Genomic DNA, 26,925 nt, shown 5'->3' with positions numbered 1-26,925 from the left:
GCCTACGCTCCCCCGCTGCGACCGGCCAGGAGCCCCCGGCGCTGCACGGCGATGGCGCTGGTGGAGTCGTCCGCCTCGAAGCGCGGGACCGAGCCCGGTTCGTCCGCGAGTCCGAAGCCGTGCTCGGTGCTGAAGCCGACCCACACCTCCGCTCCCTCGCCGACGACCGGCCCGAAGACCATGTTCTGCGCGAAGACGACCACCGGGCCCAGGCCCGGCATCCGGATCGTGTACTGGGTGCTGACCCCGCTGAAGGAGACGTCGACCACGCGGCCGGGCCCGAGCACGTTCCGGCCGGAGTCCGCCGACGGCTCCTGCGTCAGCAGCAGGAGCTTCTCGGGGCGGACGCCGACCGTGATCTCCCCGCTCGTACGGGCGCAGCGGGCGACGGGCACGACGATCCGGTGCCCGCCCGCGTCGACAGTGAGTGCGCGGTCGGTGCTGCCGACCACCTCGCCCGTGAAGAGGTTGGACTGGCCGAGGAAGTTCGCGACGAACGCGGTGCGCGGGAGCTCGTAGAGCTCCTCCGGCGCGCCCATCTGCTCGATCCTGCCCTTGTTCATCACCGCGACGGTGTCGGCCATCGTCATGGCTTCCTCCTGGTCGTGCGTGACGTGGAGGAAGGTGAGGCCCACCTCCTCCTGGATCGACTTGAGCTCCAGCTGCATCTGCCGGCGGAGCTTGAGGTCGAGGGCGCCGAGCGGCTCGTCGAGCAGGAGCAGGGCGGGCCGGTTGACGAGGGCGCGCGCGAGGGCGACCCGCTGCTGCTGACCACCGGAGAGCTGCGCGGGGCGGCGCTGGGCGAGGTGGTCGAGCTCGACCAGGCGGAGCGCCTCGTGCGCCTTGCCGACGGGGTCGGCGATCCTCCGCCGCTTCAGGCCGAAGGCGACGTTCTCGAGGATCGACATGTGCGGGAACAGCGCGTACGACTGGAACACGGTGTTGACGGGCCGCTGGTACGTCTTCGTCTCGGTGACGTCCCGCCCGCCGATGAGGATCCGGCCGGCGGAGGGCTCCTCGAGCCCGGCGACCAGGCGCAGCGTCGTCGTCTTGCCGCAGCCCGAGGGGCCCAGCAGGGCGAAGAAGGAGCCCGCCGGGATGGTGAGGTCCAGGGAGTCGATGGCCGTGAAGCCCGGGTACTGCTTGCTGATCCCGACCAGCTGGAGGTCGGCGCCGCTCTCGGCGAAGGTCCCGATCGCCATCAGATGCCCAGGAGCACCTTCTGGAACTCGGCCTGGTACTCCTTCTCCTCCGCGGCGGTCAGGGTCCGGAACACGTGCGCCTGCGCGAGCGTGTCCTCGTCGGGGAAGATCAGCTGGTTCTCGGCCAGCTCCGGATCGATGCTCTCCATGACGTCCTTCGCTCCATCCACGGGGGTGATGTAGTTGACCCAGGCGGCCACCTCGGCGGCGACCTCGGGCTCGTAGTAGTAGTTCATCAGGGCTTCGGCGTTGGCCTTGCGCTCGGAGCCCATCGGGACCACGAAGGTGTCGTTCCAGAGTGCGCCGCCCGAGTCGGGGAAGGCGAACTCCCACTTGTCGCCGGCCTCGGCGTTGATCAGGGTGATGTCGCCGGACCAGCAGATCGCCGCGAGGGTGTCCTCGTTCTGCAGGTCGTTGAGGTACGCGTTCCCCTTGATGTTGCGGATCTGTCCGGCGTCGACCTGCTCGCGGAAGACGTCGATCGCGTTCATGTACTCGTCGTCGCCCCAGGAGCCGGCGATGTCCGTCCCCTGAGCGAGCATGATGAGCCCGATCGTGTCGCGCATCTCGCTCAGCACGCCGACGCGGCCGCGGAGCGACGGATCCCACAGCTCCTCGATGCTCGAGAGGCCCTTCGGCAGCTTCTCCTTGTTCCAGCAGATGCCCGAGAACCCCGCCTGGTACGGGAGGGAGAGCCGGCGGCCCGGATCGAAGTCGGGGTTCGCCAGCGAGGGGGTGAGGTTGGCGATGTTCGGGATGTTCGCGTGGTCGAGCTCCTGCACGTAGCCGCGGCGGACCAGGCGCGAGACCATCCACTCCGTCAGGCAGACCGTGTCGGCGCCGATGTACTGCCCGAGCGCGAGCTGGTCCTTCACCTTGCCGTAGTAGGAGTTGTTGTCGTCGACGGCGACGTTGTAGGTCACCGCGATGCCCGTCTGCTCCTCGAAGCCCTGGAGCGTGGGGTGGTTCCCGTCGTCGTCCTCGTCCATGTAGGCGGGCCAGTTGTCCCACACCAGGCGCGGGTCGCCGGCCGATCCGTCGGCGGCGGCGGTCGGAGCGGCACGGGTCTGCGGGGCGCAGGCGGCCAGGGCGAGGGCACCCGCTCCGAGGCCGATCCCGCCGAGGACCGCCCGACGCGAGAGGACCGCCCGGCGCTCGCGCTCGTGCGAGCGTGCCGCGGCGACGGCCCGGCGGAGGACGGGATCCCTCGGGAGGGGACGGGTCATGGCGGGGGCTCCTGACTGCGTCGGGGCTCGTGCCTCGGGGGCCGAACGTGGGGAAATACTGGCACAGCGCTCATCCGCCTGTCACGGCGAACGGAGGAGAACGCTCATCCGGAAACATGATCGTCACGAATTCCGCACCCGGAGGCCGTGTCGACCGCCGATTCGGTCCCCGGAGGCCGTGCCGTCAGCGGGTGAGGGGCGGGCGTCCCGAGCCGCCGGCGGACCCGTCGACGCGCTCGACCGCCATCTCGACCGAGGAGAGCAGGATCCGGCTGCCGAGCTTCGCACGGTAGCGGCGGCCGGCCTCGAGCGGGAGCGGCGCCTGGGTCGGCGCGACCAGCACGGACCCGTTGGCCGACCAGCGGTCCCTGACCCAGAGCCCGCCCTCGTCGAAGCCGAACTCGAGGTGGGTCTTGGAGAGGGATCGCGACGGATCCGGGATCGCGAGGATGTGCCGGAACGTCTCGTTGGGGTCCGGGAGCGGCTGGCGTCCGATCAGGCCGTTGCCGGTCACGATCGCGTGCTGCCCGGTCGCGAAGCTGAGGCGCACGAGCCCCTGCGAGGGCGGCGCCATCGGTGCGCCGGGGGCGGGACGCCGGTGCCGGCCGGGGGCCAGGCCCGGCAGCCAGGCACGGCGGGACGGGTCGAGGACCGTCGTGTCGCCGGAGGACGAGGGGCGGGACGCACCCGTCGTGGCATGCGCCGCCACCGACGAACCGCACTCGCCGCAGAGGATCGCCCCGGGAGCGAGGTTGGAGCCACACGTGCTGCAGATCACCGAGAACGCCCTTCCGCTCACCATCGTACCCAGCGCCGGCGCGGGGAGCCTCGAGCCGGCCGAACCCGACGCGAACCGGCAGGCGCAGGGCCGTCGTAAGGCCGTTCGGCGCGTGCGGGCGGTCGGGCGGCACCGCGACCGCGGCCGTCCCGTGCCGGAGCTCTGCTCGTCAGACCGGTGCGCCGGCCTCCTCGTCGCCGGTGACCGCGAGGACGTCGACGACGATCACGGTGACGTTGTCGCGCCCGCCGTTGTCCAGCGCGGCGTCGACCAGGGCGTCGGCCGCCTCCTGAGCGGAGCCGGTGCCGCTGAGCAGGTGGCCGACGCCGGCATCGGTCAGCTCCTTCGTGAGTCCGTCCGAGCAGATCAGCAGACGCGATCCGGCGAGGACGGGCACGAGCCGGTAGTCGGGGACGGGCGCCTCGTGGAAGCCGACCGCGCGGGTGATCACGTTGCTGTGCGGATGCACGTCGGCCTCGTCGCGGGAGATCAGGCCCGCGTCGACCAGCTCCTGGACGATGGAGTGGTCCACGGTGAGCTGCACGAGGGTCCCGGCGACGCTCAGGTACACGCGCGAGTCGCCGATGTTGAAGACGGACCAGTAGGGCTCTCCCCCGACCACCGTGAGCGCGATCCCGGTGACCGTGGTCCCGGTGCCGACGTCGGCCGTGTGCGACTGCCGGGCGATGTCCCCGACCGCCTCCCGAAGCGCCCGGTCGATCTCCTCCGCTCCGACGGTCGCGCCGAGCGCCGCGGTGGACAGGCGCGACACGACCGCGTCGCTGGCGACCTCTCCTGCCGCGTGCCCGCCCATCCCGTCGGCGACAGCGAAGAGCGGGCTCTTGGCGAGGTAGCTGTCCTCGTTCGCGCTGCGCACGTGGCCGGTCTCGGTGCGCGCGGCCCAGCCGAGGGTCACTTCGGCCGAGGGCGCGTCGGAGCTCCAGGCGGAGACGGGGACGGTGACGGACGCGCGGCTGCGGCCGATCTGCGTCATCGCTGCTCCTCGCATCCCCGTGGCCCGCGCCCGTCCGGTCCGACGGCCCGTGACCGCCGGCTCCAGGGGTGCCCGGCCGCCTCCCGATGGTAGTCGCTGACGGCCCTCCGCCGAGCCGGCCGCCATCGCTGTCGCCCGATGTCCGTCGCGCAGACGGGACCACGCTTAGACCACCGGATCCGATGCCGGAGCGAGCTCCGACGTGCGGATCCACTTGCCCGGGCCCCCGTGGACTGCCAGAATCGCCGCATGGCCCCGTCTCGCCCACCCTCTCAGCGTCCTGTCCAGCTCGACGAGGTGTCGAAGGCGATCATCGAGCAGCTGCAGGCGGACGGTCGGCGCTCGTACGCCGAGATCGGCAAGGCCGTGGGCCTGAGCGAGGCGGCCGTCCGGCAGCGGGTGCAGAAGCTCACGGAGTCGGGCGTCATGCAGATCGTCGCGGTGACGGATCCGATGCAGCTCGGCTTCTACCGCCAGGCGATGATCGGTGTGCGCGTCACCGGCGACACCCGCGACGTCGCGGACCGGCTCGCCTCCATCCCCGCCGTCGACTACGTCGTGCTGACAGCCGGCTCCTTCGACATCCTCGCCGAGGTCGTGTGCGAGAACGACGACGATCTGATCGCCCTGCTCAACCAGGAGATCCGGTCGCTTCCCGGCGTGCTCTCGACCGAGACCTTCGTCTATCTGAAGCTCCACAAGCAGTTCTACAACTGGGGAACGCGGTAAAAGATGACCACCGAGACAGCCTTCTCGACCTCCGGCCTCGAGTCGGGCGATCCCGTCCGCGGGACCGACGCGCCAGGGGGGATCGACGACGCCTCCCTGCAGAAGAAGGCGAAGGACCACCTCTGGATGCACTTCACCCGTCAGTCGACGATGGACTCGGGCGCGGGCGTGCCGATCATCACTCGCGGCGAGGGACACCACATCTGGGACAGCACCGGGCGCAAGTACTTCGACGGCCTGTCCGGCCTCTTCGTCGTCAATGCGGGACACGGGCGGCGCCGACTGGCGGAGGCCGCGGCGAAGCAGGCGTCCGAGCTCTCCTTCTTCCCGCTCTGGTCCTACGCGACCCCCTCGGCGATCGAGCTGGCCGACCGGCTCGCCGACCACGCGCCGGGCGACCTGAACCGGGTCTTCTTCTCGACCGGCGGCGGCGAGGCTGTGGAGACGGCTTTCAAGCTCGCCAAGCACTACTGGAAGCTGCAGGGCAAGCCGGGCAAGCACAAGGTCGTCTCGCGCTCGGTCGCGTATCACGGCACTCCCCAGGGAGCGCTCGCGATCACGGGCATCCCCGGGATGAAGTCGATGTTCGAACCGCTGGTGCCGGGCGGCTTCCGTGTCCCCAACACCAACTTCTACCGGGCTCCCGAGCACGGCGACGACCTGGAGGCGTTCGGCCTGTGGGCGGCGAACCGCATCGAGGAGATGATCGAGTTCGAGGGGCCGGACACGGTGGCCGCCGTGTTCCTGGAGCCCGTGCAGAACTCGGGCGGCTGCTTCCCGCCCCCTCCCGGGTACTTCCAGAGGGTCCGCGAGATCTGCGACAAGCACGACGTGCTGCTGGTGTCCGATGAGGTGATCTGCGCGTTCGGCCGCATCGGGCACATGTTCGCCTGCGACGAGTACGGCTACGTGCCGGACATGATCACCTGCGCGAAGGGGATGACCAGCGGCTACTCCCCCATCGGCGCGACGATCGTCAGCGATCGGATCTACGAGCCCTTCCGCCACGGTCAGGTCGTCTTCCCGCACGGCTACACCTTCGGCGGCCACCCCGTCTCGGCCGCGGTCGCGCTCGAGAACCTCGACATCTTCGAGGAGGAGGGCTTGAACGAGCGCGTGCGAGAGAACTCGCCCGTCTTCCGGTCCACGCTCGAGAAGCTGCTCGACCTGCCGATCGTCGGCGACGTCCGGGGCGACGGCTACTTCTTCGGCATCGAGCTGGTGAAGGACAAGGCGACGAAGGAGACGTTCGACGAGGACGAGTCGGAGCGGCTGCTGCGCGGATTCCTCTCGAAGGGGCTCTTCGACGCGGGGCTGTACTGCCGGGCGGACGACCGCGGCGATCCCGTCGTCCAGCTCGCGCCGCCGCTCACCATCGGCCCGCGCGAGTTCGACGAGATCGAGCAGATCCTCCGGAGCGTGCTCACCGAGGCCTGGTCGCGGCTCTAGCGCCCTCACGCGGCGCGCTCCCGACGATCGGCGGCGAGTGCGGCCGCGACTCGGCGCGCACCTGCGTGGTGCGGATCGAGAGCGACGGCCTCGTCGGCGAGCCGTCCGGCCTCGTCGGCACGGCCCTCACCGGCCAGGATCCGCGCGAGGAGGACGAGCACTCCGGCTCGCTCGCTCGCGGGTGCGACGACGGCGGCACGGCGGAGCAGCGGGGCGAGCGCTCCCGCCGCGCCGGGGTCACCGCTCCGCGCCGACCGCAGCACGCGGTCCGCACCGCGGCTGCGCTGCACGGCCACGACGAGCGCAGCCAGGCCCGCAGGCCGGACCTCGGGATCGGGACCGGTGAGAGCTCGCCGGACGAGGTCGTCGACGCCGTGCAACAGCACGTCGGGCAGTTCGGCCCGCGGGTGGCGGTCGAGGAGACGGTCGACCGCGGCGGCCACCGCTCGCGGGTCGTCCCGGTCGCCGGCCTCGAGCCCGTCGTCGCGGCCGGACGACGGGAGCACGGCGACGCGGAGGGCGAGGCCGGGGAGCCGGCGCGCACGCTCCTCGAGGGCGGCGACGAGTCCCTCGCACGACTCCGGACCCGCCTCGCCGGGATGCACCAGCGCGAGTGCTCGCTGCACCCGCCCGAACCGCCCGAGCGCGCCGAGGCAGGCCCGCGCGACCAGGGCCGGATCCGCCCCCGACAGCTCGAAGCGGAGCGAGCCGCTCGGCGCGCCGGCCCGGAACGGGACGAGCACGAGGCTCGCCTCCGCCGCACCCCGCCGGGATCCGTGAGCGGCATGGAACAGTGCGGCGTCGTCGGGTGAGGCCGGGACACGCGAGGCGGGAGCGGGGCGGAGGAGGAGCGCTGAGGAGGTCATGCTGCGATCCTGCCGACCACCGCACCCGCCGGGAGCGACGGTCCTCCGGGATCATCGGAAGGATCTCGAGATCGTCGCCTGTGGAGGAATAGGTCCCATCGACACCGAATCGCCGGCGCACGGATGGCGCCCTCTGGCCAGGAATCCCTCCACAGGGGCCGATCGGCCGAGTTCTGCACCGGCGTCCGATTCCCGCCGGTCGGTGGGGAGTCCCGCGGATACTCTCGACGCATGAGAACGACTCCCCTTCACGTCCGACGGACGACGAGCCCCCTCGGCCGCATCGAGGTGGGCAGCGACGGCGATGCGATCGTCTCGCTCGCCATCGAGCAGGCCGGTCTGCTCCCGCACGAGCACCTCCCGGAGTCGGACCTCCCGGTGCTCCTGCGGGCCGTCGAGCAGCTGGACGAGTACTTCGACGGGACCCGCCGCTCTTTCGATCTGCCGGTCGCTCTGCGCGGCACGCCCTTCCAGCTCGAGATCTGGCAGCGGCTCCAGGCTCTGGGCTTCGGGGAGATCACCTCCTACGGCGCACTGGGCACGGCCGCCGGTCGCCCCCGGGCGGGCCGGCCCATCGGCGGAGCGGTCGGTGCGAACCCGGTGCCGATCATCGTGGGCTGCCACCGCGTCCTCGCGAGCGACGGACGGATCACCGGCTTCAGCGCGGGCGAGGGCGTCGCCACGAAAGCCTGGCTTCTCGATCACGAGGGGATCCCCCACCGATGAGCACGGCCGACGGACTCGTCGAGGGAGAGGACGGCCTGGTCCGCTGCGCCTGGAGCGGCGCGGATCCGGAGTACCGCCGCTACCACGACGAGGAATGGGGCACCCCGCTGCACGGAGATCGCCCGCTGTTCGAGAAGATCTCCCTCGAGGCGTTCCAGTCCGGCCTCTCCTGGATCACGATCCTCCGCAAGCGGCCGAGGTTCCGCGAGGCCTTCGACGGCTTCGATCCGGCCCGGGTCGCCCGGTACGACGACACCGATGTCGAGCGGCTGATGGAGGACAGCGGCATCATCCGGAACCGCGCGAAGATCATCGCCACCCGGGACAACGCCCGGGCCGTGCTCGCGCTCCTGGAGCAGAGAGGCGAGGGCGCGCTCGACGAGCTCGTGTGGTCCTTCCACGATCCGGACGTCGAGGACCGGGTGGTCCGAGCCGCCGACGTCCCTGCGACGACGCCCGGGTCGACGGCGCTCGCGCGAGCGCTGAAGGCCGCTGGGCTCCGCTTCGTCGGACCGACCACCGCGTACGCGCTGATGCAGTCGGCCGGAGTCGTCGACGACCACCTCACCGGCTGCTGGCGCCGACGCTGACGCCTACGACTCCGGCACGACGAGGTCGAGCTCTCCCGTGTGCCGGTTCTCGGCGAGCAGGAACCCGCGCCCGGCCGCCCACGCCGAGAGCTCGCCGAGTGACTCCGTCGCCACCCGGTCCTCCGCCAGCGCCCTGACGAAGCGCCCCTTGCCCTGCTTGTTGAAGTGGTTCAGCGACCGGAGGGCGCCGTCGGCCCCGCGCGAGCGGACGCGGACGAAGAACCGCCCCTCGCCCGCGGGAACCGGTCCGAGCGCCGCGTACGCCTCGCTCCGCAGATCGAGGACGAGCCCGTCGAGCGCGCTCAGCACCCGCCCGGCCTCCGCTGCCCACCAGCGCTTGAGCGGCCTCCCCGGGACGCGGGAGTCGTGGGACAGACGGTAGGCAGGGATCAGGTCGAGGGCGCGGATCGGCCCCCAGAGCGCGGACTGCACGATCGCCGTCCGACCGAGCACCTCCCGTGCACCGGGATCGAGGCTGCGCGCGTCGAGCGCATCGAAGAGCACCCCGTCGAAGCGGTCGACCGCGGGGAGGCCTGCCGCGGTCGCGAGCGCCGCGTTGCGATCGATCTCGCCGAGCTGACGCGGACCGAGCTTCAGCGCCCGGGCCGAGAGCTCGCGGTCCCCGGCCAGCGCGATCAGCGCCTCCGCCAGCTCGCGCCGCTTCGGGTGGAGCTCGGGGAAGGCGAGCGACTCGAGCACGAACGGCTCGTCGCCGCCGTCGCGCTTCGTCTCGGACGGTGGCAGCAGGACGTGCACAGGACTCCTTCGGAGAAGAGGGACGGGCGGCACGACGAAGGGGCCGGACGATCGCGATGATCGTCCGGCCCCTCCGTGCCGCGGTGAGCGGCGGTGTACTAGACCAGCGATGCCTGACGGGCGACCACGGTCACCACGTCGTTCTCGACGGACAGGAAGCCGTCGTCGGCCTGCGCGGTGAGACGCGTGCCGTCCAGGGCCGTGACGCGCACCTCGCCGGTGGCGAGGATCGCGAGCATCGGCTCGTGGCCGGCGAGGATGCCGATCTCGCCCTCGACGGTGCGAGCCGTGAGCTGCTTCGCCTCTCCGGACCACACCTCGGCGTTCGCGGACACGACGCTGACCTTCAGGGTCCCGGCCATGATCAGCCGTTCTCCTTCTGGATCTGGGTCCACTTCTCCTCGACGTCCGAGATCGAGCCGACGTTGAAGAACGCCTGCTCGGCCACGTGGTCGAACTCGCCCTTGGTGATCGCGTCGAACGACTCGATCGTGTCCTTCAGCGGGACGGTCGAGCCCTCGACACCCGTGAACTTCTTCGCCATGTAGGTGTTCTGCGAGAGGAACTGCTGGATCCGGCGCGCACGCGACACCGTGATCTTGTCCTCCTCCGACAGCTCGTCGACACCGAGGATCGCGATGATCTCCTGCAGCTCCTTGTTCTTCTGCAGGATCTGCTTCACGTTCGTCGCCACGCGGTAGTGGTCGGCGCCCAGGTAGCGGGGGTCGAGGATGCGCGAGGTGGACGTGAGCGGGTCGACGGCCGGGTAGAGGCCCTTCGACGCGATCTCGCGGGAGAGCTCGGTGGTCGCGTCGAGGTGGGCGAAGGTGGTTGCCGGCGCCGGGTCCGTGTAGTCGTCGGCGGGGACGTAGATCGCCTGCAGCGAGGTGATCGAGTGTCCGCGCGTCGAGGTGATGCGCTCCTGGAGCACACCCATCTCGTCGGCGAGGTTCGGCTGGTAGCCCACCGCGGAGGGCATGCGGCCCAGGAGGGTCGACACCTCCGAGCCGGCCTGCGTGAAGCGGAAGATGTTGTCGATGAAGAGCAGCACGTCCTGCTTCTGCACATCGCGGAAGTACTCCGCCATGGTCAGTGCCGACAGGGCGACGCGCAGACGCGTTCCCGGCGGCTCGTCCATCTGGCCGAAGACGAGCGCGGTCTTGTCGAAGACGCCCGCCTCCTCCATCTCGGCGATGAGGTCGTTGCCCTCACGGGTGCGCTCGCCGACGCCGGCGAACACCGACACTCCACCGTGGTCCTGCGCGACGCGCTGGATCATCTCCTGGATGAGGACGGTCTTGCCGACGCCCGCTCCGCCGAACAGGCCGATCTTGCCGCCCTGCACGTACGGAGTGAGCAAGTCGATGACCTTGATGCCGGTCTCGAACAGCTCGGTCTTGGACTCGAGCTGGTCGAACTGCGGGGGCTTGCGGTGGATGGGCCAGCGCTCGGTGATCTCGAACGACTCTCCGTTGATCTTCCCGTCGGCGTCGGCGTTGAGCACCTCACCGATCACGTTGAAGACCTTGCCCTTGGTCACGTCGCCGACCGGGACCGAGATCGGCAGGCCGGTGTCGTGGACCTCCTGGCCGCGGACGAGTCCGTCGGTGGGGTTCAGGGAGATGGCCCGGACGAGGTCGTCGCCCAGGTGCTGCGCGACCTCGAAGGTCAGCTTGCTCGAGACGCCCTCGACCTCGACGTGCGTGTAGAGCGCGTTGTAGACCTCGGGGATCGCGTCGTGGGGGAACTCGATGTCAACGACGGGGCCGGTGACGCGGGCGATGCGGCCGATGGCCCCGCCCGACGTCCCGGTCGCCGCCTCAGGTGCGGTCAGTGTCATTGCTACTTCCTTCTGTGGTCTCACCGCTCCCGGAGGGCGGAGTCGAAACTGTGTGGAGCGGAGCCCTCTTACTTGGAGGAGGACAGGGCGTCGGCGCCGCCGACGATCTCGGCGATCTGCTGCGTGATCTCGGTCTGGCGGGCGTTGTTGGCGAGACGGGTGTAGGTCTTGATCAGCGTGTCCGCGTTGTCGCTCGCCGACTTCATGGCCTTCTGGCGTGCCGCGTGCTCCGAGGCCGCCGACTGCAGCATCGCGTTGAAGATGCGGCTCTCGACGTACACGGGCAGGAGGCGGTCGAGGACCGTCTCGGGGTCGGGCTCGAACTCGTAGAGCGGGTACAGCTCGCTGTTCTGCTCCTCGGCGCCCTCGACGACCTCGAGCGGCAGCAGCCGGACGACGGTCGGCTGCTGGGTGACCATGCTGACGAAGCGGTTGTAGACGAGGTGGATCTCGTCCACGCCGCCCTCCTCGTCATCGAGGTTGTACGACTCGACGACCGCGTCCGCGATCTCCTTCGCCGTCTCGAACACGGGCTGGTCGGTGCCGCCCGTCCAGACGCGGACGCTGGCCCGCTTCCGGAACGAGAAGTACGCGTTCGCCTTGCGGCCGACCAGGTAGAAGACCACCTCCTTGCCCTCGCTGCGCAGCAGCGCGGCCAGCTCCTCGGCCTCCTTGAGCACGCTCGAGGAGAACGCGCCGGCGAGGCCGCGGTCGGAGGTGAAGATCACGATCGCGGCCGTGTCCAGCTTCTCGCGCTCGGTCGTGAGCGGGTGCTCCACGTTCGAGTAGGTCGCGACAGCGGACACGGCGCGCGTGATCGCGTTCGAGTACGGCGCCGCGGCAGCGACGCGGTTCTGCGCCTTCTGGATGCGCGAGGCCGAGATCAGCTCCATGGCCCGAGTGATCTTCTTGGTCGTCTGGGCCGAGCGGATCTTCGACCGGTAGACCCGGAGTTGCGCTCCCATGTGTCTCCTGTTGTCCTAAAAGTGGCGAATCGACGGGGTGCCGCTGGTCAGCGACGGCCCTTGACGATCTTCTCCTGGCCGACCTCGTCGGCCGCGATGGCCTGGTGCTCCTCGCGCCCGACCGAGGCGAGCGGCTTGCCCTCACCGGTCTGGAACTCCAGCTTGAAGCCGTCGACGGCACGGTTGAGCTCGGCGACGGTGTCGTCGGAGAGCACGTTGGTGTCGCGGAGGGTGTTCAGCACCTGGGTGTTGCGGCCCAGGTAGTCCAGGAGCTCGCGCTCGAAGCGCAGCACGTCGGGGACCGGGACCTCGTCGAGCTTGCCGTTCGTTCCGGCCCAGATCGAGACGACCTGCTCCTCTACGGGGTACGGCGAGTACTGCGGCTGCTTGAGCAGCTCGGTCAGGCGGGCGCCGCGGGCGAGCTGACGGCGCGAGGCGGCGTCGAGGTCGGAGGCGAACATCGCGAAGGCCTCGAGCGAGCGGTACTGCGCCAGCTCGAGCTTCAGCGTGCCGGAGACCTTCTTGATCGACTTGACCTGCGCGTCGCCGCCGACCCGCGAGACCGAGATGCCCACGTCGACCGCGGGACGCTGGTTGGCGTTGAAGAGGTCGGACTGGAGGAAGATCTGGCCGTCGGTGATCGAGATCACGTTGGTCGGGATGTAGGCCGAGACGTCGTTCGCCTTGGTCTCGATGATCGGGAGACCGGTCATCGAGCCGGCGCCGAGCTCGTCGGACAACTTCGCGCAGCGCTCCAGCAGACGGGAGTGCAGGTAGAAGACGTCACCCGGGTACGCCTCGCGTCCCGGCGGGCGGCGCAGGAGGAGCGACACGGCGCGGTAGGCCTCGGCCTGCTTCGACAGGTCGTCGAAGATGATCAGGACGTGCTTGCCGCCGTACATCCAGTGCTGGCCGATGGCCGAGCCGGTGTAGGGGGCGAGGTACTTGAAGCCGGCGGGGTCGGAGGCCGGGGACGCGACGATGGTCGTGTACTCCATCGCTCCGGCGTCCTCGAGCGCGCCCTTCACCGAGGCGATGGTCGAGCCCTTCTGGCCGATGGCGACGTAGATGCAGCGGACCTGCTTGTTCGTGTCGCCCGACTCCCAGTTGGCCTTCTGGTTGATGATCGTGTCGATCGCGATGGCCGTCTTGCCGGTCTGGCGGTCGCCGATGATGAGCTGGCGCTGGCCGCGGCCGACCGGGATCATCGCGTCGATGGCCTTGATGCCGGTCTGCAGCGGCTCGTGGACCGACTTGCGCGACATGACGCCGGGAGCCTGGAGCTCGAGGGCGCGGCGGCCCTCGGAGGCGATCTCGCCGAGCCCGTCGATCGGGTTGCCGAGCGGGTCGACGACGCGGCCGAGGTAGCCGTCGCCGACGGGGACCGAGAGGACCTCGCCGGTGCGGGTGACCTCCATGCCCTCCTCGATGCCGGAGAACTCGCCGAGGACGACGACGCCGATCTCGTTCTCGTCGAGGTTCTGGGCCAGGCCCAGGACACCGTTGGAGAAGCGGATGAGCTCGTTGGCCATGACGCCGGGGAGGCCCTCGACGTGGGCGATGCCGTCGGCGGCGTCGATGACGTAGCCGACCTCGGTGGTGGAGGCCTTGCCCGGCTCGTACGACGAGACGAAGTCCTTCAGCGCGTCGCGGATCTCATCCGGGCTGATGGTGATATCTGCCATGGGAATTCCTATTCGTTGGGTCCGTGCGAGCCGAAGAGGTCGTCGGGGCCTGACCTGGATGGTGCGGGGGTCGAGGGCAGTGCCCTCTGAGGATACGTGCGCCCGTCAGGACGCGAGCTGGAGCTTCAGGTCGGACAGCCGTGCGGAGACGGTTCCGTCGATGACCTCGTCGCCGACGTGCAGGCGCATCCCGCCCAGGAGGGAGGGATCGACCACGACGTTGACGGAGACCGGTCGGCTGTACTGGCGCGTGAGCGCCGAGCGGAGCCGGTCGAGCTGCTCGGGGGCGATCGGTGCGGCGACCGAGACCGTGGCGAGGATGAACCCGCCCTGGTCGGCGACCACGCCTGCTGCGAAGCGGACGAGCTCCGGGATGCGGCGACCGCGCGGGTGCGCGATCAGCTGCCGGAGGATCGCCAGCGTCTCGGCCGCGGCCTTGCCCTCGAGGAGGCGCTGCACGAGCGCGACCTTCGAGTCGGCGGCGGCGAGCTTGCTGCCGAGCGCGAGCTCGAGCTGGGCGTCGGAGGCGACGACCTCGCCGAAGGAGTGGAGCTCCTTCTCGAGGTTGACGCCCTCCGGAGCGGAGGACGCGATCGCGCGGACCCCGACCTCCTCGACCCCGGCGACCATGTCGCTCGGGCTCGACCAGCGGTGGCCGACGATCACGGTGAGCAGGCGCTTGGCCGGCTCGCCGAAGGGACCGAACACGCGGGCGACGAGAGCCTGCTTGCTGCTCGAGTCGGCGCTCGGGTCGGCGAGGGCCGCGCGCAGCTGCGCCTGGCCGTCGATGACCCGTGCGGCCTCGAAGAGCTGCTGGGCCGTGTCGAGGGACGCCTGACCGGCGAGGGCGGAGAGCTCCGCCTTCGCCGATGCGAGTGCCTGCCTGGACGCGCTGCCCATCAGTTGTTCGCCTTCTCCGAGGCCTCGAGGTCGGCGAGGAAGCGGTCCACGATCGCGGACGCCTTCGCGTCGTCGTTGAGGCTCTCGCCGATCACGCCGGAGGCGAGGTCGATGGCGAGGGTTCCGACTTCGGAGCGGAGCGAGACCACGGCGGCCTGACGGTCCGCCTCGATCTGGGCGTGCGCGTTGTGGAGGATGCGCTCGGCCTCGACCTGCGCCTGCTCCTTCTTCGCCGCCACGATCGCGTTGCCGTCGGCGTTCGCCTTCTCGCGGATCACTCCGGCCTCGGCGCGGGCCTCGGCCAGCTGGGCGGTGTACTTCTCGAGGGCGGCCTCGGCCTGTCGCTGGGCCTCGTCGGCCTTCGCGATGTTCCCCTCGATCGCGGCGGAGCGCGCGTCGAGCATCTTCTGCAGGCGCGGCAGGACCAGCCTCCAGAAGAAGAACAGCAGGATGAGGAAGATCACCCCCGACCAGAAGAAGTCGTAGAACTCCGGGATCAGAATGACCGCGGGGACGTCACCTTCTTCCGCAGCGATGTTCACAGCGGTGCTGAACACGACTACGCCGCGAAGATGAAGTAGGTGGCGAGGCCGATGAGCGCGAGCACCTCGGTGAACGCGATGCCGAGGAACATCGTGGTCTGGAGGCGGCCGGCCATCTCGGGCTGACGCGCCATGGCCTCGACGGTCTTGCCCGCGACGATGCCGACACCGATGCCGGGGCCGATCGCTGCGAGGCCGTAACCGACCGTCGCGATGTTGCCGGTGAGTTCGGCGAGAACGGTGACTGAGTCCACGAGTGGGTCCTTTCAGTGGGGTGATCGTGAGAACGGGCGGGAGCCCGTGAGTAGTGGGGTCAGTGCTCCTCGGCGACGGCCAACTGGATGTAGACCGCAGCGAGGAGGGTGAAGATGTAGGCCTGCAGCACGGCGACGAGGAGCTCGAAGAGCGTGAACGCACCGCCGAAGGCGAAGGTCACGACGCCGAAGAGCTTGAAGCCCGGGTCGATCTGGGAGCTGAAGAGGAAGAACTGCGTGGCCGAGAAGCACAGCACCAGCAGGAGGTGGCCGACGATCATGTTCATCACGAGCCGCAGTGCGAGCGAGAGCGGACGGATGATGAACGTCTGCAGCAGCTCGATCGGCGTGAGGATGAAGTAGATCAGGAACGGCGCTCCGGGCGGGAACAGGGCGTTCTTGAAGAAGCCCATCCCCCGGTCCTTGATGCCCGCGTAGATGAACGTCACGTAGGCGACCAGGCCGAGGAAGAGCGGCATGCCCACCACGGAGGTCCCCGCGATGTTCAGGAACGGGACGATGCCGGTCAGGTTCATCGAGATGATCGCGAAGAAGATCGTCACGAGGATCGGGAGGAACCGGCGCGCGTCCTTCTCGCCGAGGATGTCCTTGGCGATGGTGACGCGGACGAAGTCGAACGCGAGCTCGACGACGTTCTGGAATCGGCCGGGGACGAGGCGCAGCTTGCGCGTCCCGAGCCAGAAGAACAGCATCAGTGCGATGACCGCGATGAAGCGGACCAGCATGACGCGGTTGATCTCGAAAGGGGTTCCCTCGAAGAGGAAACCGGGCGGGAAGAACTCGGAGATCGACGGGGTGTGGAAGTCACTCTCACCGGTCGAGGACGAGACCAACAGGGTCACAGCGTTAGCAAACAGCGCTAGCTCCTGGAATTCGGGGCGTGGCACGTTGCAGCCGACCGAATCGAATCATTCGGACGCAACGCTCTCGCGACGACGAAAGGTGGGGTTTTCCGCTCGGACGGCGATCGTGCTCGACGACCGCCATCAACGATGAGACGATCTGAGGACACGTTCGCCTGCGGGATTCGTCCCTACTGTAGCAACAGAACGGCCTGAGAGCCGAATCGTGGTCCTCTCAGGAACCGTTCGGCTCGTCCTCATCGAGCGATGTCGCTGACGTTCGGCATGCGCGAGCGCGAGACGACGAGGACGTCGATCACCAGGGACCCCAGGACGGCGACGATGATCGTGACGAACATCGCGGTGCTGTTCAGCCACGGCTGATCGCGCAGGACCAGGGCGGCGATCACGAACAGCACGAACTTGGCGAGCCACGTGCCGAGGACGACGGCGAAGAACCCGCCGATGTCGAGGCGGTTGGCGACGAGGATGCTCGCGGCGGTGAGGAGCACCATCACGCCGCCGACGATCGCGCCGAGGAGGGCTCCGATCGCGCCCTCTCCCCCGGCGGCGATCCCGCCGACGACGGTGCCGAGAACGGCCAGGGCGAGCACGAAGAGGCCGCCCACGACCAGCGCGCGGCGCAGGACGGGGACGGACGCGGGCTGCGGACGGGGGGTGGCCGGGGAGGCTCCGGTCATGATGCTTCCTTCCGCGCCGTGGTCGGCGCTGTCGTGTCCCGGTCGATCGGGAGTCCGGCCGGCGGACGGAGCAGCTCCGTCGAGGACGCGCGGTCGAGGGGGTCGAGGACGGGTGAGGCCTCCGCGGACTGCGCCGCCGCCTCGAGCCGCTTGCGGCGGCTGAGCGGGGCGAGCGTGACGACGGTGCAGACCAGCAGACCGACTCCGAGGAAGACGAGCGGGACCCACAGCACGTCGACCACGAACATCAGCAGGCAGCTGACGGCGACGACGGCGGTCCACGCGTAGAAGATCAGCACGGCGTGCAGGTGGGAGTGCCCCATGTCGAGCAGGCGGTGGTGCAGGTGCTTCCGGTCGGCGCTGAACGGCGACTTTCCCGCGCGCAGGCGCCTGATCACAGCGAGGCCGAAGTCCATCAGCGGCACCACGAGGATCGCGAACGGCAGGATGATCGGGATGAACGCGGGCAGGAGCTCCTTCGCCGCGAGCTGGGCCGGGTCGATCTGGCCGGTGACCGCGATCGCGGAGGTGGCCATCAGCATCCCGATCAGCAGTGCGCCGCTGTCGCCCATGAACATCCGCGCCGGACGCCAGTTGATGGGGAGGAATCCGGCGCAGGCGCCGACCAGCAGGACCGCGATGAGCGAGGCCAGGTTGAAGTAGTCGGTGGGCGAGGTCTGCTGCACCAGCAGGTAGCTGTAGAGGAAGAAGACGCCGTTGGCGATCAGGGCGACGCCCGCCACGAGGCCGTCGAGGCCGTCGATGAAGTTGAGAGCGTTGGTGACCAGGACGATCGCGAGCACGGTGATGATCAGCGACATCCACGGCGAGCCGACGGTCAGGCCGCCGATCGGCAGGGAGACGATCTGCACGCCCTTCCAGGCGATCAGGCCCGCGGCGATCAGCTGACCGGCCAGCTTCGTGGTCCAGTCCAGGTCCCAGATGTCGTCGGCGACGCCGATGAGGACGATGAGCAGGCTCGCGCCGAGGATCGCGAGGATAGGCTCGGGATTGGCGAACACCAGCCGGAAGTAGGGCAGCTGGGAGGCGATGCCGAAGCCGACGAGGATCCCGAGGAACATCGCGATGCCGCCCAGGCGGGGGGTCGGCCGCGTGTGCATGTCCCTGACGCGGATCTTCGGGTAGAGCCGGTACTTCAGGCTCAGCTTCCAGATGACCCACGACAGCGCTCCGGTCACGAGCGCGACCGCGAGCGAGACGAGGGCGAAGGTGATCACCGGTTACTCACCCGGAGCGGAGTCGGTGCGGGCGGCGCCGGTGCCGGGCGTCGGCGCGTTCGTGCTCGACGAGCCCGTGTCCGGCGCATCGGCGGAATCGACGGGCGCGGAGTCGCCGGGCGCGGAGTCGTCCTGCAGGCGGGCGCCGGAGGCCCAGTCGGGGCGCGCGGTCGGGGTCCGCTCGAAGGCGTACGGGTCGCTGCCGGTCGCGGTCTCGGCGGGCTCCTGCTGGTCCCCGGCCTGCGCCGCGCCGGCCGTGGAGGCGTCGGGCTCCGACGTCTCGGCACGAGGCGCGTCCGGATCCGGCAGCAGGTCTCCGACGACCTCGCGGATCCGCTCGGCCGACACGACGCCCTGGCGCAGGATGCGCAGGGTGCCGCCCTCGAAGCTCAGCGCTGTCGCGTCGACGATCGTCGAGGACTCGCTGGCGCCCGCGGGGCGGTCGCTGTAGCGCGATCCGGCGGCGCCGGCGTCGAGATAGACGTCGACGGAGTCGCCGAGCTGGTCGAACGCCTCCTGTGCGGTCGTGGCCGAGGGCTGCCCCGTGCGATTGGCGGAGGAGACCGCCAGCGGGCCGGTCTCGGCGAGGAGCTCGATCGTCACCGGGTTGTCCGGCATGCGCAGCGCCACGGTCCCGCGCGTCTCGCCCAGGTCCCAGACCAGTGAGGGCTGGGCGTGCAGGACGATGGTGAGCCCGCCGGGCCAGAACTCGCGCGCGAGGTCGCGCACCGCCTCCGGCACGTTCTCGGCGAGGGCGTCGAGGGCGGCCACGTCCCCGATCAGGACGGGCGGCGGCGACTGCCTCGTCCGTCCCTTCGCGTCGAGCAGGCGCTGGACCGCGGCGGCGTCGAACGCGTTGGCCGCGACGCCGTAGACGGTGTCGGTGGGGATCACCACGAGCTCGCCGCGGCCGATGGCCGTCCGCGCGAGACGGGTGCCGGTCAGGAGGTCCGTGTCGACGGAGCAGTCGTAGATGCGTGCCATAACGGGTCGATGATACCGGCGCGGTCCGTGTCCGGACCGGCTGCGGCGCGGCGGTCGCGTCAGCGCCGCCCGAGGCCGGGGCTCGGCGGCCGTCGCAGCGGCGCCCGACCCGCGCCGGCCGAGGCCGCCGGAGCGCTTCCGTGAGGCACTCGGCCCGGCGTGGCGGGCGCCTCCGCCGACAGGACGCCCACGAGCGCCACGGAGACGGCGAGCGTCGCGAGCGAGTGCTGATCGCCGAACCAGGTGGTGTTGTCGGCCATCCCGTGCAGGAACGTCCAGAGGACGGCGACGGCGAGCGCCCCGACGGCGACGGCCTCGTTCCGGGCGACCCGGAGGAGCAGGCGCACGACGGCGACGGTGGTGAGGAGGAGGAACGCGAGGACGGGGAGCGCGATCAGGAGCCCGCCGTTGGTCCACGCGGTGACGAGGAGGTTGTGAGGCGGGCGCGGCTCGCTGTGCTGGGTGAACTGCGACCCGCGCGCCAGCCACAGCTCCTGCCATCCGCCGTACCCCAGCCCCAGCAGCCAGTTGTCGGGGAACGCACTCGCAGCCAGGCGCAGGAAGTCGCCGCGGGCCCCGAGCGTGAGCAGGCCCGCCTCCGCCAGCTGAGGGAAGGACACGGCGACGGCGTACACGGCCGTGATCCCGGAGGGGATGGTGATCATCCAGGCGACCGGACCGAGGCTGCGTCCCTTGAGTCCGCGGATCGCGGCGACCAGCAGGGGCAGGACGATCGCGAGGACGATCGCGGTCTTGGACAGCGTGAAGAGGGCGCCGACCAGCCCGGCGACGGCGACGAGCAGGAGGAGCCTCCCCCGCTGCCGTCTCCAGACGGCGAAGGCCAGCGCGCCGGTCGTGGCCATGTACATCGAGGCGATGTTGCCGTTGAGGAAGAACCCTCCCGACTTCTCCTGCAGGACGTTGTTGAAGGACGTCGTGAAGATGTCCCGCACGTAGATGTCGGAGAACAGCACCGCGTCCGGCCACCGGAGGTAGGCGGTCTCCTGCACGGGATCGAGCTGGAAGAGGATCGTGAGCGTCACCTGGAGGAGGAACACGGGCGCCGCCCAGTTGAGGGCGCGGCCGACGACACGCCAGGCGCCGTCGCCGAGCCCGCGGACGGCCAGGTACGGAGTGAGGAAGGAGACGACGGAGACCACGTCGCGCAGCGCGGCCGCGCGTGCTCCGGAGTAGGTGAGCGCGAAGAGGGTGCCGGCGATCACGAGGAGGACCACGACCACGAACCGGTCGATCCGCCCGCCGCGCAGCCGAGCCACGGAGTACGGGAGGAAGAGCAGGCTCCAGGCGACCGGAGCGGTGACGGGGCCCAGGGTGTAGAGCTGCACGACGCTCAGCGCCAGGAGCACCGCGAGGAAGACGAGGACGATCCGCTCGTGCCGCCGCTGAGCGGGATCCGCCGACGCGCGCGACGGCCGCCCGCGGGTCTCCGGAGCGTCGGTGACGCGGGTCGCGGCGATGACGGAGGGACGAGAGGCGGTCGGGCGGCGGAGGAGGGCGTCGTCGGCGTGGCGGCCCATGTCAGAGCCGTTCCGCGGAGGTGCCGGTGGCGGCCTCCGTCTGGCGGAGCGGAGGAGCGGCGCGCCGATTCCGGGACGACGGGCCGACCTCTCGCGGCGGGAGGGTCGTCCGCGGGCGCCGGTCCGGGGCGGGAGGCGGATCGAGCAGCACGGGAGAGGCGGTGGCGTCGGCGGACGCGGGCGGGAGAAGGGATGCAGGTGGCATGTCGCGCCGACACTAATCGCGCGGCACGAGCCTCGACGGGCTTGGCGCGGAACGTCGATCCGTGTGCGCGCGGCGGTCCCGCCTCAGTCGCGGGGGTGTGCCAGCAGCTCGTCCGCGCGGCGGGCGATGCCCGGCCAGCCGAAGTCCGCCGCTCGGCGCCGCGACGCCGCAGCGACCTCCGCGCGTCGCCGGGGATCGCGCAGCGAGGCGATGAGGGCGGGGAGCTCCGCGAGGACGGCGTCCGCGACCTCCTCCTCCGTGCCCGGCGGGACGAGGACGGATCCGTCGACCACTCCGTCGGAGGTGCGCAGGATCTCGGGGAGGCCTCCGCGCTCGACCGTCACGACGGGGATCCCCCGCGAGAGCGCCTCCACCACCACCATCCCGAACGGCTCGTCCCAGCGGCAGGGGTAGAGGAGGAGCGCCGAGGAGCCGAACAGCTCCAGCAGGTCCTCGCGCCGGAGGAACGGGAGCCGGCGCACGACGCCGGGCAGGGTGGCGACCGCCTCGTTGAGCGCTCGGACGTACGGGGTGGGCGTCGCGTCGTCCCCGAGGCCCGATGCGCCGGCGATGACCAGCCGCAGATCGGCGCCGTGCTCGGTCCGCATCCGCTTCACGATCTCGACGGCCTCGCGGGCTCCCTTCTCGGCCACCAGCCTCCCGGCGAAGACCGCCTCCGCAGTACCGCCGAGCGGCGCCGGCGGGACCTCGGGCGGAGGGACGACCCCGTTGTACAGGACGGCTGTGGCGATCAGGCCGTACCGGTCGACCGCCCGGGCGCGCAGGAACTCGCTGCAGAAGATCCACTCGTCGACCGCGTCGAGGTAGCGCCGGGACGCGGCGGGATCGGGCGGCAGGTGATCGAGCAGGTCGTTGTGAAGGTGTGCGACGATCCGCCCCCGGTAGCCCAGGCGGCGCAGGCGCACGGCGTAGCGGGGGCGGTTGTGGATCCAGACCGTCGGGACACGGCGCAGCGACGGAGCGAGCACCAGCAGCCAGAAGCGGCCACCGAAGGACAGCCGACGCAGCTCGGCGCCCGGGTCGCTGTCGCGCCGACGCGCCAGGAGGAGTGCCGCGCGCCGCTGGACCGCGTAGATCCGCCGGTACAGGCGGTGCGGCCGGACGTCCACACCCGGTGACGCCGACGACCACGGCGCGTGCACGGCGATCCGGAGCGAGGACCGGGACACCGTCTCGCGGACCCAGGTCGCCACGGCTCCCCCGCTGCCGTCGAAGCGCTCCTCGGCGGCCAGCACCACGGCGACCTCGACCGGGGCGGCGGAGCCGAGCCGGAGCCGGGCGGGCAGTCGCGACAGGACGAGCGATCGCGCCTCGGCGATGTCGCGCCCCGGCGCCAGGAGGGCGGTCGCTCCCAGCACGAGGACCGCGAGCGCCAGCTCCACCGGGAGCAGCCGCAGGGGCGCGCCCTCGGGGAGCAGGCGGAGCAGGAGCAGCACGATCGCCATCGGTGCGGCGAGCAGCGGCCCCGCGGCGCACGCGCGCAGGAACGCGCCGAGGCGCACTCCGAGCACCACCCGCAGCACGGCGCAGGTGACGGCGAAGCCGAGAGCGCTCGAGAGCAGCAGCCCGCCGATCAAGCCGTCGAGTCCGAACAGCACTCCCCCGCCGACGATCATCGGGACCGTGATCGCGGTCTTCACGATGTTCACGACCAGCCCGAACCGCACCCGGTCCATCGCCATCAGGATGAAGCCGACCGGATTGCCGATCGCCCGCACCGCGCCCACCACCGTCAGTGCGCTCGTCATGCCCGCGATCCAGCCCCAGCCGGGTCCGTAGAACAGTCGCACGATCTCCTCGGAGCGCAGCGCCACCAGCATCAGCGGCGGGATGCTCGCCATGCTGAGCACCGCGGTGACGCGGAGGTGGTTCCGCGCGACGCGCTCACGGTCGTGCTGGATCGAGGAGAACACCGGGAACATCACCCGCGTCACGATCGGGTTGACCCTCGCGGGGAGGTTCACGGCGAGGTTGTATCCCAGGGTGTACCCGCCCAGCTGTGCCGGTCCGAGCAGGCGGCCGATCGCGAGCGAGCCGGCGTTCGAGCCCAGGTAGTTGACGATGCCGTCGAGGGTCTGGAAGACGCCGAAGGAGAGGAAGCGGGCGGTCTCGCGGATCCGGAACCGGAACCGCAGTCGGAACCAGCGCCGAGCCTGCAGGAGGGCGAGCACGGAGCGCAGAGCCGCGGTCGCGACGAGCCCCCACGCGTAGGAGAGCGCCCCTGCGCCCGAGACCGCGAGGCAGACCGTCACGGCGAAGCCGCCGACGAGAGCGATCGTCTCGGACACGGCGACCGCTCGGAACCGGATCCCCTTCTCGAGCACCGCTCTCGGCACCTGCCCGGCTGCGCTGCCCACGAACACGAGCGAGGCGACGGTGAGGACCGGCGCCGCGGCGGCGGACCCGAGCAGGGAGGCGATCGGTGCGGCGCCCAGGAGGACGGCGACGGTGACCAGGAGCCCGACGGAGAGGTTGAGCCAGAAGACCGACGAGAGCTCGAAGCTGGTCGCCCGCCGGCGCTGGATGATCGCCTGGGCGACCCCCATGCCGAGGAAGATGTCGACGAACGCGTTGAGCAGGGCGACGATCGCGATGATCCCCATCTCGGAGGGGTCCAGCAGTCTCGCCAGGAGCGCGAACTGCCCGAGCTGCACGACGAGCGCGACGGCGAACGAGACCGCCGTCCAGGCGGTCGCGTCGACGGTGCTCCGGCGCAGGCTCACCTTTCCCGCCCGGCGGAGGCCGGACGGAGGCCCGGTCGCGGATCGTCGGCGCGGTGCTCGGCGCGGCTCATCCGCGATCTCCGTCCGTCGTCGACGCTGACCGCCCGGCCGTCCGGTCGTAGAGGTCCTCTAGGTCGCGGATCCGCTCGGCGAGGTCGAACGAGGCGAGCACGCGCTCCCGCCCGGCCGCGCCCATCCGCGTCGCGCGGTCCGGGTCCCGGAGCAGGGCGGCGAGCGCCCCGGTCAGGCCGGGCACGTCCCCCTCCGGGACGAGCAGCCCGGTGACGCCGTCCTGGACCGCCTCCGGGACGCCGCCGTGGCGGTACGAGACGACGGGGACGCCTGCGAGCGCGGCCTCGAGGAAGACCATGCCGAAGCCCTCGGAGTCGCCTGTCGCCGCGGTCCGCGACGGTGCGCAGAAGACCGCGGCGCCGGCGAGGATGCGGGCGACCTCGGCGGGGGGCAGGGAGCCGGTGAAGGTCACCTGCAGGCCCAGCCGCGCCGCCTGCTCGACGAGCGCCTCCCGCAGGTGGCCGTCGCCGACGACGGTCAGGGGGACGTCCCGGATCGGTCCGGGGAGGGCGGCGACCGCCTCGAGCAGATCCGGAACGCCCTTCTTGTCGGTGAGGCGTCCGACGAAGACGATTCCCGCGCGCTCCGCAGCCGGTGCGGCCTCGGGGCGGGAGGTCGGGACGCCGATGTAGCCCACTCCGGTGCGCCGCGGGTCCGCCCCCAGGCGCAGGAGCCCGTCGGTGATGAAGCGGGACACGCCGATCACCGCGTGCGCGGTACGGAAGACGGTGCGGGCCTCGAGGGCGCGGTGAGCTCGGGCGAGGGGTCGGAGCAGGCGCGGAGCTCCGGTCGCGAGCGGCCAGCTGGTCACGTCGTAGCCGTGCCCCGTCACGACGAGCGGAAGGCGCCTCCTCCGTGCGTACCGGGCGATGGAGACGGCGTCGATGAGGAAGTGTGCATGGATGAGGGCGGGCCGGTGCTCATCGACGATCGCGTCGAGCCGTCGTGACACTCCGAGCCATCGCAGGAGGAGGGACCGCCGCCCGCGAGGGGTGATCGGATCGTGCAGGACGATGTCCGTGCGGTCGTGGAGGACGCCCGAGCCGGTGCGCTCGAGGCCCACTCCGAGGGCGCGCCAGCGCTCGAGTCCGTGCATCTGATTGCGGACGAACGTCTCGGAGTCCTGCAGCCACGCGCGCTTCCAGACCAGGACCAGCGGCCTCTCGCCGGCGACGCCGCCCGCGTGCTCAGCGGACGGCACGGCGCACCCGGTAGCGGAGGGCCGCGACCACGCTCGGCAGCACCCGCACGGCGTCGCCCAGATAGCGCCGCCAGAGCCTGCCGGGCTCCCGGCTGAGCCGGTGCGCCCACTCGAGGCCGAGGCGCTGCACCACGAGCGGCGCCCGCGGAATCTCGCCGGCGAGGAAGTCCACGGCGGCGCCGACGCCGAGGCACACCGCTCCCGTGCCGCCGACGACGAGCAGGCGCTCGCGAACCTCCTCCTGCTTGGGGGAGCCGAGGCAGAGCGCGACGATGCGGACGTCGGCCGTGCGCAGAGTCGAGGAGAGGCGGGCGAGGTAGGCGTCGTCCGCGAGCTCGGCCGGCTCCGGCGAGACGACGACCGGAACCTGGAGCCCGGCGAAGCGCTGCTGCAGCTCGGCGGCTGCGCGATCGCCGACTCCGGGGCGTCCGCCGATGAGAGCGACCGGCGCACCCTCGAGCGCCGCGCGGCGGCAGACCTCGGTGAAGAGGTCGATGCCCGTCACGCGGCTCGCCGTGCGGTGGCCGTACGAGCGGGCCAGCCAGACCAGAGGCGCCCCGTCGAGCACCACGAGGGACGCCCGGCCGTAGTACCGCCGGAACTCGCCGGAGTGCTTCCAGCGCACGAAGTGGTCGGTGTTCGGCGTGACGACCAGCTCGTCGCGGCCGCTCCGGGACAGCTCGAGCACGGCCTCCGCCGCCTCGTCGAGCGTGGTGATGCTGGCCGGCATCCGCTCGATGCGGCCGGTGATGTAGGAGGTCATGCCGGTGCTCCTCGGGGGTCGGTGCGGGAGGGAGGGAACGGAGCTGGTGTGCGGAAGGGGCCGGTCGCGGCCGCCTGCACGGGGACGGTCACGTCGTCCACCGGGTTCTCCTCCGATCGGAGAGCCGGCGGCGGGTGTCGTGCACGGCGTAGAGGATCCGGCTGAGCGCCGTGAAGGCGGCGGGGACGTGCTTGAGCACCAGCCCCAGGACGAGCAGCCGCGGCGACCGCGCGGAGCGGAGCACGCGGACGTCGCGCAGCGCCTCGGACCCGAGCCGGACGCCGGTCTCGACGAGCGCCGCGTCGGAGTTCTGGCGGATCGGGGTGAGCGCGACGGGGACGGCGTAGAACCAGGTCGTGAACCAGTCCGACAGCGGGCGCGGCACCTCCTCGAACGTTCGGGCGAGCGCCGCGCGCATCTCCTCGGCGCAGACCAGGAGGTTCCGGAGGTCCGGGTCGCGCCGACGGGTGATCGAGGACGCCGTGTAGACGTAGGAGTAGAGGATCTCCGGCACGAAGAGCACCCGTTCCGACGCCTGGACCGCCCGCAGCACGCCGACGAAGTCGGACTGGGAGCTCAAGCGCGGGAAGAGCTCCTCCTGCAGGACGGCGCGGCGGAAGAGCTTGTTCCAGAGGAAGCCGTGCAGGCGCCCGGACGCCATCCGCTCGAGAGCGAGTTCGGACGAGACCAGTTCGCGTCGGTCGAGACCGTCGATCACGCGTCCGGAGGTCGACTGCCGGGTGCGGTAGAGCGCCCGGCAGACGACGACGTCGGCCGCCGTCCGCTCGGCCTCGGCGGTGAGGGTCCGGAGGATCTCCGTGTCCCACTCGTCGTCGACGTCCACGAACCAGACGAACTCGGAGTCGATGCCGTCGAGGGCGCGGTTCCGGGCGGCAGCGACGCCGCCGTTCTGCTCGAGGAGCAGGACCCGGGCGTCCTCGCGTCCCTCGGCCCACTTCTCGAGCACCTCCGCCGTGCCGTCCGAGGACGCGTCGTCGACGAGGACGACCCGCGTCCCCGGTCCGAGAGTGAGTGCGAGCCGCGCGAGGAAGCCGTCGAGCCGGGCGATCGCGTTGTAGCAGGGAGCCACGACGGTCACCGAGTGCACGCCCCC

26 protein-coding genes are annotated in these 26,925 nt (G+C 71.0%); 4 read left to right on the top strand and 22 right to left on the bottom strand.

The window, feature by feature from the left end:
* Nucleotides 1-2: 2 nt before the first annotated feature.
* From C5D36_RS01145 to C5D36_RS01130, 4 genes are all read right to left on the bottom strand, one after another.
* Nucleotides 3-1,202, bottom strand: a complete 1,200-nt coding sequence (locus C5D36_RS01145) for an ABC transporter ATP-binding protein (RefSeq protein ID WP_104225585.1) — start codon at nucleotides 1,200-1,202, stop codon at nucleotides 3-5.
* The gene (locus C5D36_RS01140) at nucleotides 1,202-2,428 is read right to left on the bottom strand and encodes a PotD/PotF family extracellular solute-binding protein (protein ID WP_104295003.1); all 1,227 of its coding nucleotides are present in this window, start codon (nucleotides 2,426-2,428) and stop codon (nucleotides 1,202-1,204) included. The genes C5D36_RS01145 and C5D36_RS01140 overlap by 1 nt, the downstream gene beginning before the upstream one ends.
* A gap of 184 nt (nucleotides 2,429-2,612) precedes the next feature.
* On the bottom strand, nucleotides 2,613-3,137 hold the full coding sequence (locus C5D36_RS01135; RefSeq protein WP_104223034.1) for a hypothetical protein: 525 nt from the start codon (nucleotides 3,135-3,137) through the stop codon (nucleotides 2,613-2,615).
* 238 nt (nucleotides 3,138-3,375) lie between these two features.
* Nucleotides 3,376-4,200: a PP2C family serine/threonine-protein phosphatase gene (locus tag C5D36_RS01130; protein WP_104225583.1), complete on the bottom strand. Its 825-nt coding sequence runs from the start codon at nucleotides 4,198-4,200 to the stop codon at nucleotides 3,376-3,378.
* Between the two features lie 249 nt (nucleotides 4,201-4,449).
* On the opposite strand from C5D36_RS01130, the gene C5D36_RS01125 reads away from it, so the two are divergent.
* Nucleotides 4,450-4,929: an Lrp/AsnC family transcriptional regulator gene (locus tag C5D36_RS01125; protein ID WP_104223032.1), complete on the top strand. Its 480-nt coding sequence runs from the start codon at nucleotides 4,450-4,452 to the stop codon at nucleotides 4,927-4,929.
* A gap of 3 nt (nucleotides 4,930-4,932) precedes the next feature.
* Nucleotides 4,933-6,378, top strand: coding sequence for an aspartate aminotransferase family protein (locus C5D36_RS01120; protein WP_104223031.1), 1,446 nt, complete (start codon nucleotides 4,933-4,935; stop codon nucleotides 6,376-6,378).
* A gap of 5 nt (nucleotides 6,379-6,383) precedes the next feature.
* Here C5D36_RS01120 and C5D36_RS01115 read toward each other — a convergent pair whose 3' ends face one another.
* Nucleotides 6,384-7,244, bottom strand: a complete 861-nt coding sequence (locus C5D36_RS01115; protein ID WP_104295002.1) for a hypothetical protein — start codon at nucleotides 7,242-7,244, stop codon at nucleotides 6,384-6,386.
* Between the two features lie 231 nt (nucleotides 7,245-7,475).
* Here C5D36_RS01115 and C5D36_RS01110 point away from each other — a divergent pair, with 231 nt between their 5' ends.
* Both C5D36_RS01110 and C5D36_RS01105 read left to right on the top strand, forming a co-directional pair.
* The gene (locus C5D36_RS01110) at nucleotides 7,476-7,970 is read left to right on the top strand and encodes a methylated-DNA--[protein]-cysteine S-methyltransferase (protein ID WP_104223029.1); all 495 of its coding nucleotides are present in this window, start codon (nucleotides 7,476-7,478) and stop codon (nucleotides 7,968-7,970) included.
* Complete coding sequence (locus tag C5D36_RS01105; RefSeq protein WP_104260210.1) at nucleotides 7,967-8,560, top strand: DNA-3-methyladenine glycosylase I; 594 nt, start codon at nucleotides 7,967-7,969, stop codon at nucleotides 8,558-8,560. The genes C5D36_RS01110 and C5D36_RS01105 overlap by 4 nt, the downstream gene beginning before the upstream one ends.
* A gap of 3 nt (nucleotides 8,561-8,563) precedes the next feature.
* On the opposite strand, the gene C5D36_RS01100 is transcribed toward C5D36_RS01105, so the two are convergent.
* The 17 genes from C5D36_RS01100 to C5D36_RS01020 all read right to left on the bottom strand — a co-directional run bounded on the left by C5D36_RS01100 (nucleotide 8,564) and on the right by C5D36_RS01020 (nucleotide 26,919).
* Nucleotides 8,564-9,316 (bottom strand): YaaA family protein, encoded by a 753-nt coding sequence (locus C5D36_RS01100; protein WP_104232700.1) that lies wholly within the window; start codon nucleotides 9,314-9,316, stop codon nucleotides 8,564-8,566.
* Between the two features lie 98 nt (nucleotides 9,317-9,414).
* Entirely contained in the window at nucleotides 9,415-9,678 is a 264-nt protein-coding gene (locus tag C5D36_RS01095; RefSeq protein ID WP_104223026.1) for a F0F1 ATP synthase subunit epsilon, read from the bottom strand.
* Nucleotides 9,679-9,680: 2 nt separating this feature from the next.
* A complete protein-coding gene (gene atpD, locus C5D36_RS01090) occupies nucleotides 9,681-11,156 on the bottom strand; it encodes a F0F1 ATP synthase subunit beta (RefSeq protein WP_104223025.1) in 1,476 nt (491 codons plus the stop codon).
* Nucleotides 11,157-11,224: 68 nt separating this feature from the next.
* The gene (locus C5D36_RS01085; RefSeq protein ID WP_104223024.1) at nucleotides 11,225-12,121 is read right to left on the bottom strand and encodes a F0F1 ATP synthase subunit gamma; all 897 of its coding nucleotides are present in this window, start codon (nucleotides 12,119-12,121) and stop codon (nucleotides 11,225-11,227) included.
* A 47-nt stretch (nucleotides 12,122-12,168) separates the two neighbouring features.
* Nucleotides 12,169-13,806: a F0F1 ATP synthase subunit alpha gene (gene atpA, locus C5D36_RS01080; protein ID WP_104223023.1), complete on the bottom strand. Its 1,638-nt coding sequence runs from the start codon at nucleotides 13,804-13,806 to the stop codon at nucleotides 12,169-12,171.
* A 105-nt stretch (nucleotides 13,807-13,911) separates the two neighbouring features.
* Nucleotides 13,912-14,706, bottom strand: a complete 795-nt coding sequence (locus C5D36_RS01075) for a F0F1 ATP synthase subunit delta (protein WP_104232703.1) — start codon at nucleotides 14,704-14,706, stop codon at nucleotides 13,912-13,914.
* Nucleotides 14,706-15,263 carry a F0F1 ATP synthase subunit B gene (locus C5D36_RS01070; protein WP_244229449.1) on the bottom strand — a complete coding sequence of 186 codons (558 nt, stop codon included), beginning with the start codon at nucleotides 15,261-15,263 and terminating at the stop codon, nucleotides 14,706-14,708. Before C5D36_RS01070 ends, C5D36_RS01075 begins: the two co-directional genes overlap by 1 nt.
* A 2-nt stretch (nucleotides 15,264-15,265) precedes the next feature.
* The gene (locus tag C5D36_RS01065) at nucleotides 15,266-15,502 is read right to left on the bottom strand and encodes an ATP synthase F0 subunit C (protein WP_055794702.1); all 237 of its coding nucleotides are present in this window, start codon (nucleotides 15,500-15,502) and stop codon (nucleotides 15,266-15,268) included.
* Between the two features lie 59 nt (nucleotides 15,503-15,561).
* Nucleotides 15,562-16,365 (bottom strand): F0F1 ATP synthase subunit A, encoded by an 804-nt coding sequence (gene atpB, locus C5D36_RS01060; RefSeq protein ID WP_068254016.1) that lies wholly within the window; start codon nucleotides 16,363-16,365, stop codon nucleotides 15,562-15,564.
* Nucleotides 16,366-16,622: 257 nt separating this feature from the next.
* Nucleotides 16,623-17,066, bottom strand: a complete 444-nt coding sequence (locus tag C5D36_RS01055) for a hypothetical protein (protein WP_104223021.1) — start codon at nucleotides 17,064-17,066, stop codon at nucleotides 16,623-16,625.
* Nucleotides 17,063-18,304: an MraY family glycosyltransferase gene (locus C5D36_RS01050; RefSeq protein ID WP_181065442.1), complete on the bottom strand. Its 1,242-nt coding sequence runs from the start codon at nucleotides 18,302-18,304 to the stop codon at nucleotides 17,063-17,065. The genes C5D36_RS01055 and C5D36_RS01050 overlap by 4 nt, the downstream gene beginning before the upstream one ends.
* A gap of 3 nt (nucleotides 18,305-18,307) precedes the next feature.
* Nucleotides 18,308-19,288 (bottom strand): L-threonylcarbamoyladenylate synthase, encoded by a 981-nt coding sequence (locus C5D36_RS01045; protein ID WP_104295001.1) that lies wholly within the window; start codon nucleotides 19,286-19,288, stop codon nucleotides 18,308-18,310.
* A gap of 59 nt (nucleotides 19,289-19,347) precedes the next feature.
* Complete coding sequence (locus C5D36_RS01040; protein WP_104295000.1) at nucleotides 19,348-20,826, bottom strand: O-antigen ligase; 1,479 nt, start codon at nucleotides 20,824-20,826, stop codon at nucleotides 19,348-19,350.
* A 288-nt stretch (nucleotides 20,827-21,114) separates the two neighbouring features.
* Nucleotides 21,115-23,775, bottom strand: coding sequence for an MOP flippase family protein (locus C5D36_RS01035; protein ID WP_104294999.1), 2,661 nt, complete (start codon nucleotides 23,773-23,775; stop codon nucleotides 21,115-21,117).
* 67 nt (nucleotides 23,776-23,842) lie between these two features.
* Nucleotides 23,843-25,048, bottom strand: a complete 1,206-nt coding sequence (locus C5D36_RS01030; RefSeq protein WP_104291523.1) for a glycosyltransferase — start codon at nucleotides 25,046-25,048, stop codon at nucleotides 23,843-23,845.
* Nucleotides 25,035-25,811 carry a WecB/TagA/CpsF family glycosyltransferase gene (locus tag C5D36_RS01025; protein WP_104291524.1) on the bottom strand — a complete coding sequence of 259 codons (777 nt, stop codon included), beginning with the start codon at nucleotides 25,809-25,811 and terminating at the stop codon, nucleotides 25,035-25,037. Before C5D36_RS01025 ends, C5D36_RS01030 begins: the two co-directional genes overlap by 14 nt.
* Before the next feature lie 88 nt (nucleotides 25,812-25,899).
* Nucleotides 25,900-26,919 (bottom strand): glycosyltransferase family 2 protein, encoded by a 1,020-nt coding sequence (locus C5D36_RS01020; RefSeq protein WP_181072712.1) that lies wholly within the window; start codon nucleotides 26,917-26,919, stop codon nucleotides 25,900-25,902.
* Nucleotides 26,920-26,925: the final 6 nt, after the last annotated feature.

Source organism: Rathayibacter sp. AY1C6, from assembly GCF_002931535.1.
Lineage (GTDB): Bacteria > Actinomycetota > Actinomycetes > Actinomycetales > Microbacteriaceae > Rathayibacter.
This window is presented reverse-complemented; position numbering and strand designations above follow the sequence as displayed.

Excerpts from the sequence above, each read along its gene's own strand:
- C5D36_RS01145 (WP_104225585.1), bottom strand. The coding sequence starts at position 1,202 with ATGGCGATCGGGACCTTCGCCGAGAGCGGCGCCGACCTCCAGCTGGTC.
- C5D36_RS01140 (WP_104295003.1), bottom strand. The coding sequence starts at position 2,428 with ATGACCCGTCCCCTCCCGAGGGATCCCGTCCTCCGCCGGGCCGTCGCC.
- C5D36_RS01130 (WP_104225583.1), bottom strand. The coding sequence starts at position 4,200 with ATGACGCAGATCGGCCGCAGCCGCGCGTCCGTCACCGTCCCCGTCTCC.
- C5D36_RS01125 (WP_104223032.1), top strand. The coding sequence starts at position 4,450 with ATGGCCCCGTCTCGCCCACCCTCTCAGCGTCCTGTCCAGCTCGACGAG.
- C5D36_RS01120 (WP_104223031.1), top strand. The coding sequence starts at position 4,933 with ATGACCACCGAGACAGCCTTCTCGACCTCCGGCCTCGAGTCGGGCGAT.
- C5D36_RS01115 (WP_104295002.1), bottom strand. The coding sequence starts at position 7,244 with ATGACCTCCTCAGCGCTCCTCCTCCGCCCCGCTCCCGCCTCGCGTGTC.
- C5D36_RS01110 (WP_104223029.1), top strand. The coding sequence starts at position 7,476 with ATGAGAACGACTCCCCTTCACGTCCGACGGACGACGAGCCCCCTCGGC.
- C5D36_RS01105 (WP_104260210.1), top strand. The coding sequence starts at position 7,967 with ATGAGCACGGCCGACGGACTCGTCGAGGGAGAGGACGGCCTGGTCCGC.
- C5D36_RS01095 (WP_104223026.1), bottom strand. The coding sequence starts at position 9,678 with ATGGCCGGGACCCTGAAGGTCAGCGTCGTGTCCGCGAACGCCGAGGTG.
- atpD (WP_104223025.1), bottom strand. The coding sequence starts at position 11,156 with ATGACACTGACCGCACCTGAGGCGGCGACCGGGACGTCGGGCGGGGCC.
- C5D36_RS01085 (WP_104223024.1), bottom strand. The coding sequence starts at position 12,121 with ATGGGAGCGCAACTCCGGGTCTACCGGTCGAAGATCCGCTCGGCCCAG.
- atpA (WP_104223023.1), bottom strand. The coding sequence starts at position 13,806 with ATGGCAGATATCACCATCAGCCCGGATGAGATCCGCGACGCGCTGAAG.
- C5D36_RS01075 (WP_104232703.1), bottom strand. The coding sequence starts at position 14,706 with ATGGGCAGCGCGTCCAGGCAGGCACTCGCATCGGCGAAGGCGGAGCTC.
- C5D36_RS01055 (WP_104223021.1), bottom strand. The coding sequence starts at position 17,066 with ATGACCGGAGCCTCCCCGGCCACCCCCCGTCCGCAGCCCGCGTCCGTC.
- C5D36_RS01045 (WP_104295001.1), bottom strand. The coding sequence starts at position 19,288 with ATGGCACGCATCTACGACTGCTCCGTCGACACGGACCTCCTGACCGGC.
- C5D36_RS01040 (WP_104295000.1), bottom strand. The coding sequence starts at position 20,826 with ATGGGCCGCCACGCCGACGACGCCCTCCTCCGCCGCCCGACCGCCTCT.
- C5D36_RS01025 (WP_104291524.1), bottom strand. The coding sequence starts at position 25,811 with ATGACCTCCTACATCACCGGCCGCATCGAGCGGATGCCGGCCAGCATC.